This is a genomic window from Halomonas urumqiensis, from assembly GCF_003028575.1.
In the GTDB taxonomy this organism is placed as follows: domain Bacteria; phylum Pseudomonadota; class Gammaproteobacteria; order Pseudomonadales; family Halomonadaceae; genus Halomonas; species Halomonas urumqiensis.
In genome coordinates, this window is sequence record NZ_PYUD01000001.1 from 742,270 (window position 1) to 756,747 (window position 14,478).

Consider the following 14,478-nt stretch of genomic DNA (forward strand, 5'->3'; position numbering starts at 1 on the left):
CTCCTCGCAACGTCGTCACCGGAACAGCCTCGAGTGACGTCATCACCGAGAGCGTGCCATGGCTGACCAGGAATTCGACTATATCGTGGTAGGCGCCGGTACCGCCGGTTGTCTGCTGGCCAATCGCCTGAGCGCCGACCCGTCCAACCGGGTGTTGCTGATAGAAGCGGGTGGTCGTGACAACTACCACTGGATCCATATTCCGGTGGGCTACTTGTACTGTATCGACAACCCGCGCACCGACTGGCGGTTTCGTACCGAGCCCGACCCGGGCCTCAATGGCCGTTCGCTTATCTATCCGCGCGGCAAGACCCTGGGTGGCTGTTCGAGCATCAATGGCATGCTCTACATCCGCGGGCAGGCGCGTGACTATGACGGCTGGGCCGAGCTTTGCGATGATGAGGCCTGGCGCTGGGATAATTGCCTACCCGACTTCATGAAGCATGAGGACCATTATCGGCTGGATGCGGGGGGCGATGGAGATGCCACCCACCGTGACTTCCACGGGCATGGCGGTGAATGGCGGGTCGAGAAGCAGCGCCTGAACTGGCAGGTGCTCGACGACTTCGCCACTGCCGCCGTGGAGGCCGGGGTGCCACGCACCGAGGACTTCAACCGTGGCGACAACGAAGGGGTCAACTACTTCGATGTCAACCAGCGGGCGGGCTGGCGCTGGAACACCTCCAAGGCGTTTCTTCGCGAGGCCGAGAAGCGCCCCAACCTTACCCTCTGGCATTCGACCCAGGTGTTGGGGCTTGCCTTCGATACCGACAATGGCGATACACCGCGCTGTCGTGGTGTGCGTGTCGAACGCCAGGGTAAGCCGAGCGAGGCGCTGGCGGACCGCGAGGTGATTCTGTGTGCCGGTGCCATCGGCTCGCCACAGCTGTTGCAGCTCTCCGGGGTTGGCCCGGCCGACCTGCTGGGCGCACATCGCATTCCTGTGGTGTGCGATCTGCCGGGTGTCGGCGAGAACCTGCAGGATCATCTGCAGATTCGCTCGGTGTATCGCGTGACGGGCGCCAAGACCCTCAACACCATGGCCAACTCGCTGGTCGGCAAGGCCAAGATCGGCCTGGAATATGCCCTGAAACGCTCCGGGCCAATGAGCATGGCGCCGTCACAGCTGTGTGCCTTCACGCGCAGCAGCGACGAACAGACGCATCCTAATATCCAGTATCACGTTCAGCCGCTTAGCCTGGAAGCGTTCGGGCAGCCGTTGCACGATTTCCCGGCGATCACCGCCAGTGTCTGCAACCTCAACCCGACCAGCCGTGGCACGGTACGCATCAAGAGCGCCGACCCGCGCCAGGCCCCGGCCATCGCGCCCAACTACCTGAGTACCCCGGAAGATCGCAAGGTGGCGGCGGATTCGCTGCGGGTCACCCGCAGAATCGCCGAACAGCCGGCCTTTGCGAAATACCGGCCTGAGGAGGTCAAGCCCGGTGTGCAGTACCACAGCGATGATGACCTGGCACGGCTTTCGGGCGATATCGGCACCACCATCTTCCACCCGGTGGGTACAGCGAAGATGGGTCGCGACGATGACCCCATGGCGGTAGTGGATTCACGCCTTCGCGTTCGCGGGGTACAGGGCCTGAGAGTCGTCGATGCCAGTGTCATGCCGACCATTACCAGCGGGAATACCAATTCTCCGACCCTGATGATCGCCGAGAAGGCCGCCGGATGGATCCTGGCGCATGAGGCGTAACGCGTCTGTCATCGAGCGCAAATAAGATTTGACCTGCGCCAGGCGAAAGCGCATGATGCGTGCAGTTGGTTAGCAAGTCGAACATCGCAAGTGGTCATCGAAACGCTCAGGCATCGATTTCCCGGTGAAAAGTTTCTTGTTTTACCCACTGCAACTCGGGTATCTCCCGGCAAATCAATGCTATTGAGGAATTCATCATGGCTACCGGTACCGTCAAGTGGTTCAACGACACCAAAGGCTTCGGCTTCATTTCTCCGGACGACAACGGTGACGACCTGTTCGCTCACTTCTCCGAGATCAAGGCTGACGGCTTCAAGTCTCTGCAGGACGGCCAGAAGGTTTCCTTCGACGTCACTCAGGGCAAGAAAGGCCTCCAGGCTTCCAACATCCAGGTCATCGGCTAACTGCCATTTGATCTTGATGTGACTGCCCAAGGGTAGTCGGAAAAGGCCCGCGCAAGCGGGCCTTTTCGTGTGTGCGTGGTTTGTATATCTCCATATCGAATAGATGAATTTCTAAAAATAACTTTTTAGAATATAGGTGAGGCGTCACAATGGCTCGGTTGTCACCGTGTGCCACCTTGTGATCGGACTCGTAACCTATGCCTCTGGACGCCTGGATATCCCTCGTCGTCGTGACAGCCGTGTTTCCACTGATGGCGTTCACTCGCCTTGGGTCGGACATGGTGTTGATGGGCGCGCTGGTCGTGCTGTTGACCCTCGGGGTCGTCGATCCGAGCCAGGCGCTTGGTGGCTTCTCGAGCACTGGCTTGTTCACCGTGGCTTTCATGTACGTGCTGGTTACCGCCATTCGCGAGACCGGTGGCATCGATTTGATCATCCGCCATGTGCTGGGGCGGCCGAGCGGCGAGGCCCGCGTGATGTCGCGCCTGTTGCTGCCGGTGGCGTCGCTCAGCGGCTTTCTCAACAATACCCCGGTGGTGGCGACCTACATTCCAGCGGTGCTGAGCTGGAGCCGACGTATCGGCGTGCCGGCCCACCGCCTGCTGATGCCATTGAGTTTCGCATCCATCCTCGGTGGCACTATCACGCTGTTCGGCACCAGCACCAATCTGGTGGTGCATGGCTTGCTGGTAGAGCGTGACCCCACGCTTGCCATGGGGCTTTTCGACATCGCCTGGGTAGGGGTTCCAGTGGCCATCGTTGGCCTCATCTACCTGATCCTGGTGGGGCCAGCCCTGTTGCCGGCGCGCCGCGGGGCGGCAGAGGTCTTCGAAAACCCTCGCGAGTTCACCATCGAGATGGAAGTGGATCCTTCGGGTCCGCTGGTCGATCGCACGGTGGAGAAGGCGGGGCTGCGCCACCTGCAACAGCTGTTCCTGGTGGAGATCGAGCGCGAGGGCAACATCGTCAGTGTGGTCGGGCCAGGGGAGCGCCTCAAGGGCGGTGATCGGCTGGTGTTCGCCGGCACCAGCGAAGGGGCGGTAGAGCTTCAGCAGGTGCGCGGTCTGATTCCCTCCCGACAAGGCGAGTCGAGCCTGGAGAAGGACTTCACGGAGCGTCGCCTGGTCGAGGCGGTGGTGTCCAATCAGTGCCAGTTCATTGGCCAGCGAATTCGCGATGGCCATTTTCGTACGCTTTACGGTGCCTCCGTACTGGCGGTTTGCCGCGGGGGTGAGCGAGTGCCCGGCAACCTTGGCCAGGTTCGCCTGCAGCCGGCGGATGTGTTGCTGTTGGAAGCGCGACCACCGTTCATCGAGCGGCATCGCCAGTCCCGGGATTTTCTGCTGATCAGCCAGGTCAATGGGGCGGCCCGGCCGGTGCATGAGAAGGCGTGGCTTGCCTGGAGCATCCTGGTCGGGGTGGTGGTGCTGGCCGCCGTTGGCGTCATGAGCATCATGAATGCCGCCATGCTGGGGGCGGCATTGGCGGTCGTCAGCGGTTGCTGCACGGTGGGGGCGGCCAAACGCGGGCTCGACACCCAGGTGCTTCTGACCATCGCGGCCTCGTTCGGGCTTGGCGCGGCTCTGGATAGCTCGGGTGCCGCGGCGGTGCTCGCCAGTGGTGTACTGGGGCTTGCCGGCAGCAATCCCTGGGTGTTGCTGGTGGCGGTCTACGTGCTGGTGACGCTTCTGACCTCGGTGGTGACCAACAATGCCGCGGCGGTGATCACCTTTCCCATCGTCATGGCAAGCGCGGATAGCCTGGGGGTCAATCCGATGCCCTTCGTGGTGGCGGTAATGTTCGCTGCCTCGGCGAGCTTTCTGACCCCCATCGGCTATCAGACCAACCTGATGGTGCACGGCCCGGGTGGGTATCACTTCGTCGATTTCCTGCGTGTGGGTGGATTGCTCAACCTGCTCACGGCAGTGGTGGCATTGGCGTTGATTCCATTGGTCTGGCCATTCTGAGCGCATGTGGTGGCGTGCTTCTCGCCCAGTGGCGGCGATTGCGTTAGGGTGACGAGCTTTGCAATGTCGTCTTATCCACCAATGGGAACCCGACCATGAGCCAACCCGGCGAGTTGTTCATCGAGCCACGTAACGGCAAATCCGCGGATGCCTGTGTGTTCATTCTTCACGGCCTGGGTGCCGATGGGCATGACTTCGAGCCACTGGTGCCGGCACTGGCGTTGCCTTCCGACGCCTCCGTGCGCTTCATCATGCCCCATGCCCCAAGGCTTCCGGTGACCATCAATGGGGGCATGGTGATGCCCGCCTGGTACGACCTTCTGGAGATGAACCTCGGTCGCCGCGTGGATGAGCCGCAGCTCAAGGCCTCGGCGAAGCGCATTCAGGAACTGATTCGTGAGCAGATCGAGACAGGCATCGACAGTCGCCGCATCATCCTGGCGGGCTTTTCCCAGGGGGGGGCTGTGGCCTACCAGGCAGCGCTCTCCTTCGAGAAGCCGTTGGGTGGCTTGCTGGCCATGTCGACCTACTTCGCGACTGCAGACAGCATCGAGCTTGCCGAGGCCAACCGTGAACTGCCGATCGAGGTTCATCACGGCTCTTTCGACCCGGTGGTGCCCGAGGCGCTGGGGCGTGAAGGCTTCGATGCGGTCAAGGCCAAGGGGTATCCGGCGAATTATCGTCTTTACCCCATGGCCCACGCATTGTGTCCCCAGCAGATCGCCGATATCGGCAAGTGGCTGACGCAACGCCTGGCCTGAAACGTGCTGGGCCACCCCCTTGCCAGGCGACGACGTTGACGAGAGTGGTGTGTGCCACGGAATTGTGGGGTAGGCTTGTTGGACGGGGCTCCAGTCCTGCGAATCAAGGCCGTTAGAGGCTGATCCACTGTCTTCGTCGGGCAATCCCAGGGTGGGACATGAACAGTATCAGGGACACATGGCGAAAGTGGCGTTTCGGTGAGGGCGCGGCCCAGGTCGAACAAGCCCTGGGTGACCGGTTACTCGGTCGTTACCCTGGGGTGGTCATGCTACTCGATGACTCCGGTGTGGTGCGTCATGTCAATCCACACTTCGAGCGTTATGCCGGGCATTCCGCGCAACAATTGATCGGGCGGCGTGCCACGTTGCTCGACATCGACCCCCTGCATGGTGAGTTCGCCCGTGCCATCGCCGGTTGTGTCACCACGCGCGAACCCTGGGAAGGGGTGCTGATGTGTCGGCGTGATGATGGGCAGTTGATTCACCAGGCCACCACCATCACCCCTTTGGCGTCTTCGAACGGTACTGAGTTGCGTCTGTTAGTCGTCCAGCATGACGTCAGCGCGGTTCGGGAACTCGGGATCAAGGATCACTTTCGCCTTTCCTGGCTCGAGAGTTCAGTGGCACACATTCCCGGCGTGCTGTTCCGCCTGCGCCAGGATGTCAATGGGAAGCTGGAGTTCCTGTTCGCAAGCCAGGGTATCGAAACCCTGTGCGGTCTTACCGCGGAGGGGGTGATGGCCGATGCCCAGCTATTGCTGGGGCGTGTGATGGCCAGGGATCGACAGCGTCTCGCGACTTCGCTGGTCCAGTCCGCGGTCAGTCTCGAGCCCTGGCGGCTGGAGTTCAGGCTGACACTGGCCGATGGCATCCACTGGCTTGAAGGTCGCGGCAAGCCGTTGCGACATCGTGATGGCGCAACGCTCTGGGATGGCCTGTTGATCGATATCAGCGAACGTAAGGAAGTCGAACAGCGCGTCCAACGCCTGGTAGGAACCGATATGCTGACCGGTGCGCTCAATCGTCGCGCTTTCTTCGAGCAGGGTGAGGCGGCGTTGTCGCGCGCGCGGCGCAAAGGGGGGCGGTTGCCGCTGGCGATGCTTGATCTGGATCATTTCAAGGCACTCAATGATACCTACGGCCATGCGGTGGGCGATATGGCGCTGGAAACTTTCGCCATGACCTGCCGGGACTGTCTGCGCCCTTACGACCTGTTTGCACGAATCGGCGGCGAGGAATTCGTGGTGATGCTGGTGGACAGTGACCCCGAGGAGGCAGAGACCGTTCTTGAACGTCTCCGCCGCGCCGTGGAAGGCATCGAGCTTGATATCGAAGAAAAGGTGATCCGCTTCACGGTCAGTATTGGCCTGACCATCCTTGAGCCCTCGGGGAGCCTCGAAGCGGCGCTTACGCGGGCCGACAGAGCGCTTTATCTGGCCAAGGACGGCGGTCGCAACCGCATCTCCACATCCACTGAGCAGAACACCTCTCGAGTGTAACGCTCGGCCCGGCAATCAGGAGGTCGGGTGCCTTGTCTTGAAGAACCTCGGATCATCCCCATGAAGGTAGGGTCGGCATGGCGTTTCCCGGTCATGTCGCGTACTCACTCATGGAGGTATCAGCATGACAGGGTTATCCACGGATTTCCGTTTGCCTGTTGCCTGCCCTACCTGCGGCAGTCATCGTATGCGCGTCTCGCAGGTCAGGAATCCTGACGACAAGGTGTTTTGCGCCTCCTGCACCCGTTATGTCTGCCTGTATCACGAGGCCTGCAAGGTGATCGATCGGGGCCCTGGCAGCGAAAGCGAGGCGTTGATAGAAGCGGCAGCCAACCGCAAAGGCTGAAGCTGGCAGCCAATTCAACAACTGCCCGCAGACGCGGCCTGAGGGCAGGGTGGTCAAAGGCACGGTCTTGAGTGAAAGGGATCAGAGCAATTCTTCGCCGGCAAGCGCCAGCCGGGAGCGCTCCACGCTCTTCAAGGTCACATGGCCGCCGTGGGGCCAATCACGGAAGCGCTGCACGAGTGCCGCCATGCCGCAGGTATTGGCGGTGAGGTAAGGGGTGTCGATCTGGCCGACATTGCCCAGGCAGACGATCTTGGTATTGCGCCCGGCCCGGGTGACCAGCGACTTGAGCTGTTTGGGAGTGAAGTTCTGGGCCTCGTCGATGATCAGGAAGGTGTCGTTCAGCGTTCGCCCACGCATGAAGCCTGGCGCACGAATCTGAACGCGAGACCCCAGCAGTTGGCGGGTGGCGCCATTGTCCCAGCTGGATTCGCCATTCTCGTCGCGCAGCAGGTTGTCCATGTTGTCGTGGAAGGCGCCCATCCACGGCGACATCTTCTCCTCCTCCGTACCGGGCAGAAAGCCGATATCCTCGCTCATGGTAATAGGCGCCCGGGTGAACACGATTCGCTCGAAGCGCTTGGTGTCGAGGGTCTGCTGGAAGGCCGCGGCAAGGGTCATGAAGGTCTTGCCGGTGCCGGCGCTGCCGGCGATGGTCACCAGGTCGATGTCGTCGTCCATCAGCAGGTTGAGGGTAAAGTTCTGCCGACTGTCGTGAGCATGAACCCCCCAGACGCTGGCGCCGTGGCGATAGTTGGTGAGCAGTTCCAGGGTGGCACGGTGCGGGGCCAGTTCCCGCACGATGGCCTCGAAGCTGGCCTCGTCATTGTTGTCGGACACCAGCATGCCCAGATGCCATTCAGCGGGAATCTCACCGGCCAGGTGGTAGATCACACGCTGTTCGTGGCGCTCTACCGTGACATCCAGTGCCAGGCCGTTCCACAGGCCACTGCTCTGACCTTCGGTGTCCGGGTAGACCCGTACGCCGTCGAGCATGGCATCGGCATCGTCGAACACCCGGTCGTTGAGGTAATCCTCCACCGGCACGCCTAGGGCGGCGGCCTTGACGCGCAGGTTGATGTCCTTGGTGACCAGGATCACCGAGGCATCGGCGCGTTCACGGCGCAGTCGGCAAGTCTCGGCCAGGATACGGTTGTCGGGGCTGTCGGAGAGTGGCTCCAGTTGTTCCAGGTCACGGTAGCAGAGCAGGCGCAGACGGCCTTCGGGGCCGGTGAGGCGAGGGATCGGAATGCCCTCGCGGATCTGCTCCAGGTCGACGTTGGCGGTGAGGTCGGACAGGGTGCGACTGACCTGACGGGCGGTACGGGCGATTTCGCGAATACCGTTCTTGTGCTTGTCGAGCTCCTCGAGCACGGTCATGGGAATGACCACTTCATGCTCGTCGAACTGGTAGAGGGCGGCGGGGTCGTGAATCAGGACATTGGTGTCCAGCACGTACAGACGGGTGGCTTTCTTGTCGATGCGTACCATCGGCGCAGCACTCCTGCTCGTCATCGGGGTGTCGTCTTTCCGACACTGCCGGCGCACGATGTCAGGGAGATGACAGGGGCGAGGGCCGTGTCGTACTGCCTGGCGAGTCGCTTCACCTCCTATTGTTCGACAGCAACTCCGCGGGTAATGCTCAACCAGCGGGTCATGCCGTCACGATGTCAGTATATTCATTTCAGCACGTGCGCTTCAGCATGGTTGCCATTCATCGTTGCTGCAATGCAATACATGACGTGGCACTCAACGCTGTATCAGCGAGAGGCGTGATGGCCCACTCAGACAGGTCGGTGGGTGGGCATGGCGACAGAGCCTTGCCTTAGCGTCTATGTTGATAGGCGCACCATCGCCCAGGTTGGCGAAGTCAGTTCACTCGAATCAAGGCGACCCGTGATGAGCAACCCCGTCATATCCGATAACAAACCGATCAAGGTCTCGCTCGACAAGGGCGAGGAGTATTACTTCTGCATGTGTGGGCGCTCCAGCGACCAACCGTTCTGCGATGGCTCCCATGCGGGCACCGGTTTCACGCCCAAGGCGTTCGTACCCGATGAGAGCGGCGATGCCTACCTGTGCCGCTGCAAGCATTCCGCTGACCTGCCTTACTGCGATGGTACCCACAAGACCTTCAGCGCCGACCAGGTGGGCAAGCCAGGACCTGATGATGCGGCAAGCGACAAAGCCGAGAAAGACAGTGACAAGCGCGATGCAATGCCCAGCGCCAAGGCCACCCCGGAAGAGCCAACGGTGGAATTCATTCATCGCCTGGCCGAGGAAGGGCTCGAGAAGATGGGCCGCCACGGGCCGCTCAGCGCCATGGGTGTCCCACGCCATACGCTGCCGCACTGGGACGACCTGCAGGTGATGGTGGCGCAAATGGCTACCCGGCCATTGATGGAGGATGCCGCCGTCGATACCGAGCTTGTGATCGGGCCTGAGGCGAAGAGGCCGTTGACCCTGAAGCGACCGCTGTTCGTCTCCGACATGAGTTTCGGGGCGCTCTCCGAAGAGGCCAAGATTGCCCTGGCACGTGGAGCGGAAATGGCCGGCACCGGGATCTGCTCGGGAGAGGGCGGCATGCTGCCGGAGGAGCAGGCCGAGAACTCGCGCTACTTCTATGAGCTTGCCAGTGCCAAGTTCGGCTACGAGGAATCCCTGTTGAGCCGTGTGCAGTGCTTCCACTTCAAGGGCGGGCAAGGCGCCAAGACCGGCACGGGCGGGCACCTGCCGGGCATCAAGAATACCCGGCGGATCGCCGAAGTGCGCGGCTTGCAGGAGGGTTCCGATGCCGTGTCGCCACCGACCTTCGAGGATCTCGTCTCGGTGAAGGATTTCAGGCGCTTCGCCGACCGCGTCAGGGAGATCACCGGCGGCATTCCGATCGGCTTCAAGCTCAGTGCCAATCATATCGAGCGCGATATCCAGTTCGCCCTCGATGCCAGTGCCGACTACATCATCCTGGATGGCCGTGGCGGTGCCACCGGGGCGGCGCCCGAAATGTTCCGCGACCATATCAGCGTGCCGACCATTCCGGCGCTGGCGCGCGCCCGTCGCTACCTGGATGAGCAGGGCGCCAGTGGTCGGGTGACCCTGATCATCACTGGCGGCCTGCGCGTGCCGATCGACTTCGTCAAGGCGCTGGCGCTGGGGGCCGATGGCATTGCGCTTGCCAACAGCGCCATCCAGGCCGTCGGCTGCGTCGGGGCCCGGATGTGCAATACCAACAACTGTCCCGCCGGCATCGCGACCCAGAAGGAATCGCTGCGCAAGCGGCTCGATGTCGATCACTCAGCGCGGCGCCTGGCGAACTTCCTCGAGGCGTCCACCGAATTGATGAAGGTGATGGCGCGTGCCTGTGGTCATGATGCATTGGGCAAGTTCCAGAACGAGGACCTGGCCACCTGGGATGCCGACATGGCGCGTCTTTCTGGCGTCAGGTATGCGGGCTTCACGGACCTCTGACGCCCGGTTCCCGCATTGTCATGGACCCCGGCGGTCAGGCCTGGATCATCACCGCCTCGCCCTTGAAGCACACCGGCCAGGTGCGCAGGCGCAGGCCGGGGTTCTCCAGGCACTGGCCGTCGCCGAGGCGATAGTGCTGCTTGTAGAGGGGGGAGGCGACCACTTGTTGACCCTTCAGGTCGCCGATGATGCCGCGTGCGATCACATTGGCCCCGGCGATGGGGTCGTGGTGGTCGATGGCGTAAAGCTCCTGCTCCTGGCCGGGAATATAGAAGATGGCGACCTGGGCGGGCCCCTCGTGGGTCTCGACCCAGGCGGCGATGCCGGAGTGGGGAACCAGGTCGTCACGGGTGCAAAGGTGTTGCCAGGCTTGGGTCATGGTCTTGGCTGCTGCAGTTGCGGTGGTCATGGTTTTTTCCTTTATGCAGGGCGCAATTGGCCGCGCTCGCTGGTAAAAATGATGTCCGGGTCGGGGCGGCTGTCGTTGACGAAGCTTCTGAAGCGCTTGAGCTTTTCCGGGTCGCTGATGGCGTTGGCCCATTCGCACTCGTAGCTGTCGACGACGCCCTGCATCTGGCTTTCCAGTTCCGCGCCGAGCCCGAGGCTATCGTCGATGATCACCTCCTTGAGGTAATCCAGCCCACCTTCGAGATTCTCGCGCCATACCGAGGTGCGCTGCAGGCGGTCGGCGGTGCGTACATAGAACATCAGGAAGCGGTCGATGGTCTGGAACAGTGCATCGTCATCGAGGTCGGTGGCGAACAGCTCGGCGTGGCGTGGGCGCATGCCGCCGTTGCCGCAGACATACAGGTTCCAGCCATTGTCAGTGGCGATCACCCCGATGTCCTTGCTCTGGGCCTCGGCGCATTCGCGGGTGCAGCCGGAGACGCCGAATTTGATCTTGTGGGGCGAACGCAGGCCCTTGTAGCGGTTCTCCAGGCGGATCGCCATGCCCACGCTGTCCTGAACGCCATAGCGGCACCAGGTGCTGCCCACGCATGACTTCACGGTGCGCAGGGACTTGCCATAGGCGTGGCCGGTTTCGAAGCCGGCGTCGATCAGCTCGCCCCAGATCGCCGGTAGATCCTCCAGGCGCGCGCCGAACAGGTCGATGCGCTGGCCACCGGTGATCTTGGTGTAGAGGTCGAATTTCTGGGCGACCTGGCCCAGCACCACCAGCTTATCCGGGGTGATCTCGCCACCGGCGATGCGCGGTACCACCGAGTAGGTGCCGTTCTTCTGCATGTTGGCCATGAAGGTATCGTTGGTATCCTGCAGGCCGACATGGGCGGCGTCGGTGATCGGCTCGTTGAAGCACGAGGCGAGGATCGAGGCGACCGCCGGCTTGCAGATATCGCATCCCAGGCCATGGGACGAGTCGGCGCCGTGGGTGCGCATCAGTTCGCTGAAGGTCTTAATGCCCTCGACACGCACGATGTCATAGAGCTCCTGGCGGGTGTGGGCGAAGTGCTCGCAGATCGAGTGATCCACCTCCACGCCACGGCTCTCCAGTTCGTGGTCGACCACGCTCTTGAGCAGCGCGGCGCAACCACCGCAGCCGGTGCTGGCGCGAGTGTCGCCCTTGATGGCGGCGAGGTCGCCGGCGCCGGCATCGATACTGGCGCAGACATCGCCCTTGCTGACGTTGTGGCACGAGCAGATCATCGCCGTGTCGGGCAGGGCATCCGGGCCCAGCGCCGGCGCCCCTTGGCTGGATGGCAGAATCAACGAAGCCGGGTCGTCCGGCAGGTCGATGCGGTTGGCATAGTACTGCATCAGGCTGTCGTAGACGCTGTTGTCGCCGACCAGCATGGCGCCGACCAGCCGCTTGCCGTCGCTTGAAACCACCAGCTTGCGGTACTGCTGCTTGAGCGGGTCCAGGTAGCGGAACATGCGCGCCCCCGGCGTGCGGTCGCCGTGCGCATCGCCGATCGAGCCGACATCGACCCCGAGCAGTTTGAGCTTGGTGCTCATGTCGGCGCCCTGGAACCGTTCCGCGTCACCTTCCAGGGCATCACACATCAGCGTGTCGGCGGCGGCCCGCGCCATCTGGTAACCCGGTGCCACCAGGCCGAAGATGCTGTTGTTCCATAGTGCCACTTCGCCGACCGCCAGGATGGCCGGGTCGCTGGTCAGGCACTGGTCGTCGATCACCACGCCGCCGCGCTCGCCCATTTCCAGGGCGCAGGCGCGGGCCAGTTCATCGCGGGGGCGAATGCCGGCGGAAAATACGATCAGGTCGGCTTCCAGCACCTTGTCGTCCTGGAAGACCATGCGGTGGCGGCTGGCCTCGCCATCCTCGATGCGCTGGGTAGCGCGTTCGGTGAGAACCTGCACACCGAGCGATTGGATCTTCTCGCGCAGCAGTTCACCGCCCTCGCTGTCGACCTGCATCGGCATCAGCCGTGGGGCGAATTCCACCACGGCGGTTTCGAGTTCCAGCCCGCGCAGGGCGTTGGCCGCCTCGAGACCCAGCAGGCCACCGCCCACCACCACGCCGGTCGCGGCGTCCTCGGCAGCGGCACGGATCTCGTCCAGGTCCTCCAGGGTGCGGTAGACCAGGCAGCCCGCGCGGTCATTGCCGGGAATCGGCGGTACGAACGGGTAGGAACCGGTGGCCAGCACGATCCGGTCGTAGGCGTAGCGACCCTGTTCGGTGACCACCTCGGCGCTATCGCGGTCGATGGCGGTGACGGACTCGTGCAGGCGCAGGGCGATGCCATGCTCGGCATAGTACTCGGCGGTGGAGAGCGCCAGGGATTCGGCGTCGCGGCCGCTGAAGTACTCGGAAAGGTGGACGCGGTCGTAGGCCAGATGGCGCTCTTCACCGAACACCGTGATCGTGTAGCGCGAGGTGGCGCCCCGCGCGACGAGTTGCTCGACCAGGTGGTGGCCGACCATGCCGTTCCCGATGATGATCAGGTGCTGTTTGTCGGGATTGATCGTGTTGGATTCGAGCGTGTTCATGCGGCCTCCTTGACGGGGCGGTTCGTTGAATCGGGTGACTGGCTTGAGTCGAGTAGCGCGTCGGCATCGGCGGCACCCAGCAGCAGTGCAGAGCGGCACAAGGTCAGGTCACGACCCGCCAGTGCCTGGGCGAAGTACCAGGGGCCCATGCTGGTGTCGCCATACAGCACGGCGCCTTCGAGGCGGCCATCGCGAAGCAGCAGCCGGCGGTATTCGCCCTGATCGGGGTCGTGATAGACGAGCACGTCGTGATGCTCATCTGCGTCGGTGGGGCCGAAGGCATACAGCGACACGCCGCTGATCTTGAGCTTGGTGGCGGTGGGAGATTCCACATAACCGGCCACCGGTTCGTCCTCCACGGCGCTGCACAGGTGGGCGGCGAGCACCTCGACCTGACGCCAGATCGGCTCGACCAGGCCGTAGAGGTTGCTGTCGAACTGGCAGCATTCACCCAGCGCGAAGATCGCCGGGTCCGAGGTCGCGAGATGGTCGTCGACGACGATGGCGCGCTCGACGCCAAGCCCGGCCTGGCGGCCCAGTTCGGCGTTGGGGGCGATACCGATGGCCACTACCACGCAGGTGGCGGGCAGCCAGGTGCCATCTTCCAGGCGCACACCGGCGACCCGACCCTGGCGATCGTCGGCAAGCTCAGCGATATGGCCGTTGGTGATCACGCCAAGGCCGCGCCCGGTCAGCTCGACCTCCAGCATGCCGGCAGCGGTGTCGTCCAGCTGGCGATTCATCAGGCGATCATCGCGCTGGATCAGCGTGACGCCCATGCCGCGCTTGCGCAGTCCTTCGGCGGCTTCGAGACCAAGCAGTCCGCCTCCGATCACCACGGCGTTACCACCCTTCGCTGCCGCCTTGGTGAGGGCGGCGGCATCATCGAGGTCGCGAAAGGCATATACGCCCTCCAGATCCAGCCCCGGCAGCGGCGGCATCGCCGGACGTGATCCGGTCGCCAGCACCAGCTGGCCGTAGCCGAGGGTGTGGCCTGCACTGGTGGTCAGTTGCTGGCGTTCACGGTGGATATGCTCGACGCGCTCACCGAGCATCAGCGTCACCCCTTGCTCGGCATACCAGTCGGCATTCCTCAGGGTCAGTGCGTTGGCCTCCATCTCACCGGCGAGCAAGGGCGAGAGCAGAATCCGGTTGTAGGCCGGCGAGCGCTCCTCGCCGATCACGACGATGTGGCGTGGCGGCGCAGCCTGCTTGAGCAGCGCTTCCACCAGGCGGTGTCCGGCCATGCCGTTGCCGACGATGACCAGGGGCGCGTCGCTGTTCGGTGCGGATGTGTCTGGGTGTCGCGGGCGCATGTGCTGGCGTCTCCCATGTGATGCGTAAGAACAAAAAAG

At 63.0% G+C, this 14,478-nt stretch carries 10 protein-coding genes; 6 read left to right on the forward strand and 4 right to left on the reverse strand.

From position 1 onward, the window contains the following. The first annotated feature begins 58 nt into the window (after positions 1-58). The 5 genes from C6V82_RS03080 (at position 59) to C6V82_RS03100 (ending at position 6,342) form a co-directional block, all read left to right on the forward strand. A complete protein-coding gene (locus C6V82_RS03080; RefSeq protein WP_102589410.1) occupies positions 59-1,711 on the forward strand; it encodes a GMC family oxidoreductase in 1,653 nt (550 codons plus the stop codon). A gap of 197 nt (positions 1,712-1,908) precedes the next feature. Further along, positions 1,909-2,115 carry a cold-shock protein gene (locus tag C6V82_RS03085; protein WP_102589411.1) on the forward strand — a complete coding sequence of 69 codons (207 nt, stop codon included), beginning with the start codon at positions 1,909-1,911 and terminating at the stop codon, positions 2,113-2,115. A 197-nt stretch (positions 2,116-2,312) separates the two neighbouring features. Then, the gene (locus C6V82_RS03090; RefSeq protein ID WP_102589412.1) at positions 2,313-4,082 is read left to right on the forward strand and encodes an SLC13 family permease; all 1,770 of its coding nucleotides are present in this window, start codon (positions 2,313-2,315) and stop codon (positions 4,080-4,082) included. A gap of 95 nt (positions 4,083-4,177) precedes the next feature. Further along, positions 4,178-4,843, forward strand: coding sequence for an alpha/beta hydrolase (locus C6V82_RS03095; protein WP_102589413.1), 666 nt, complete (start codon positions 4,178-4,180; stop codon positions 4,841-4,843). A gap of 158 nt (positions 4,844-5,001) precedes the next feature. Next, entirely contained in the window at positions 5,002-6,342 is a 1,341-nt protein-coding gene (locus tag C6V82_RS03100) for a sensor domain-containing diguanylate cyclase (protein WP_102589414.1), read from the forward strand. Between the two features lie 427 nt (positions 6,343-6,769). Here the strand turns inward: C6V82_RS03100 and C6V82_RS03110 are convergent, their stop codons facing one another. Further along, positions 6,770-8,179, reverse strand: a complete 1,410-nt coding sequence (locus C6V82_RS03110; RefSeq protein WP_102589416.1) for a PhoH family protein — start codon at positions 8,177-8,179, stop codon at positions 6,770-6,772. Positions 8,180-8,587: 408 nt separating this feature from the next. On the opposite strand from C6V82_RS03110, the gene C6V82_RS03115 reads away from it, so the two are divergent. Further along, the gene (locus tag C6V82_RS03115; RefSeq protein ID WP_102589417.1) at positions 8,588-10,156 is read left to right on the forward strand and encodes a glutamate synthase-related protein; all 1,569 of its coding nucleotides are present in this window, start codon (positions 8,588-8,590) and stop codon (positions 10,154-10,156) included. Between the two features lie 34 nt (positions 10,157-10,190). Here C6V82_RS03115 and nirD read toward each other — a convergent pair whose 3' ends face one another. Genes nirD through C6V82_RS03130 form a run of 3 tightly spaced genes read right to left on the reverse strand, consistent with a single transcriptional unit; the run spans position 10,191 to position 14,439 of the window. Next, the gene (nirD, locus tag C6V82_RS03120) at positions 10,191-10,565 is read right to left on the reverse strand and encodes a nitrite reductase small subunit NirD (protein WP_102589418.1); all 375 of its coding nucleotides are present in this window, start codon (positions 10,563-10,565) and stop codon (positions 10,191-10,193) included. 11 nt (positions 10,566-10,576) lie between these two features. After that, on the reverse strand, positions 10,577-13,123 hold the full coding sequence (gene nirB / locus C6V82_RS03125; RefSeq protein ID WP_102589419.1) for a nitrite reductase large subunit NirB: 2,547 nt from the start codon (positions 13,121-13,123) through the stop codon (positions 10,577-10,579). Then, entirely contained in the window at positions 13,120-14,439 is a 1,320-nt protein-coding gene (locus C6V82_RS03130; RefSeq protein WP_102589420.1) for an NAD(P)/FAD-dependent oxidoreductase, read from the reverse strand. Before C6V82_RS03130 ends, nirB begins: the two co-directional genes overlap by 4 nt. Between the last annotated feature and the right edge of the window lie 39 nt (positions 14,440-14,478).

Coding starts and splice junctions, on each gene's coding strand:
- C6V82_RS03080 (WP_102589410.1), top strand. CDS start 59: ATGGCTGACCAGGAATTCGACTATATCGTGGTAGGCGCCGGTACCGCC.
- C6V82_RS03085 (WP_102589411.1), top strand. CDS start 1,909: ATGGCTACCGGTACCGTCAAGTGGTTCAACGACACCAAAGGCTTCGGC.
- C6V82_RS03090 (WP_102589412.1), top strand. CDS start 2,313: ATGCCTCTGGACGCCTGGATATCCCTCGTCGTCGTGACAGCCGTGTTT.
- C6V82_RS03095 (WP_102589413.1), top strand. CDS start 4,178: ATGAGCCAACCCGGCGAGTTGTTCATCGAGCCACGTAACGGCAAATCC.
- C6V82_RS03100 (WP_102589414.1), top strand. CDS start 5,002: ATGAACAGTATCAGGGACACATGGCGAAAGTGGCGTTTCGGTGAGGGC.
- C6V82_RS03110 (WP_102589416.1), bottom strand. CDS start 8,179: ATGGTACGCATCGACAAGAAAGCCACCCGTCTGTACGTGCTGGACACC.
- C6V82_RS03115 (WP_102589417.1), top strand. CDS start 8,588: ATGAGCAACCCCGTCATATCCGATAACAAACCGATCAAGGTCTCGCTC.
- nirD (WP_102589418.1), bottom strand. CDS start 10,565: ATGACCACCGCAACTGCAGCAGCCAAGACCATGACCCAAGCCTGGCAA.
- nirB (WP_102589419.1), bottom strand. CDS start 13,123: ATGAACACGCTCGAATCCAACACGATCAATCCCGACAAACAGCACCTG.
- C6V82_RS03130 (WP_102589420.1), bottom strand. CDS start 14,439: ATGCGCCCGCGACACCCAGACACATCCGCACCGAACAGCGACGCGCCC.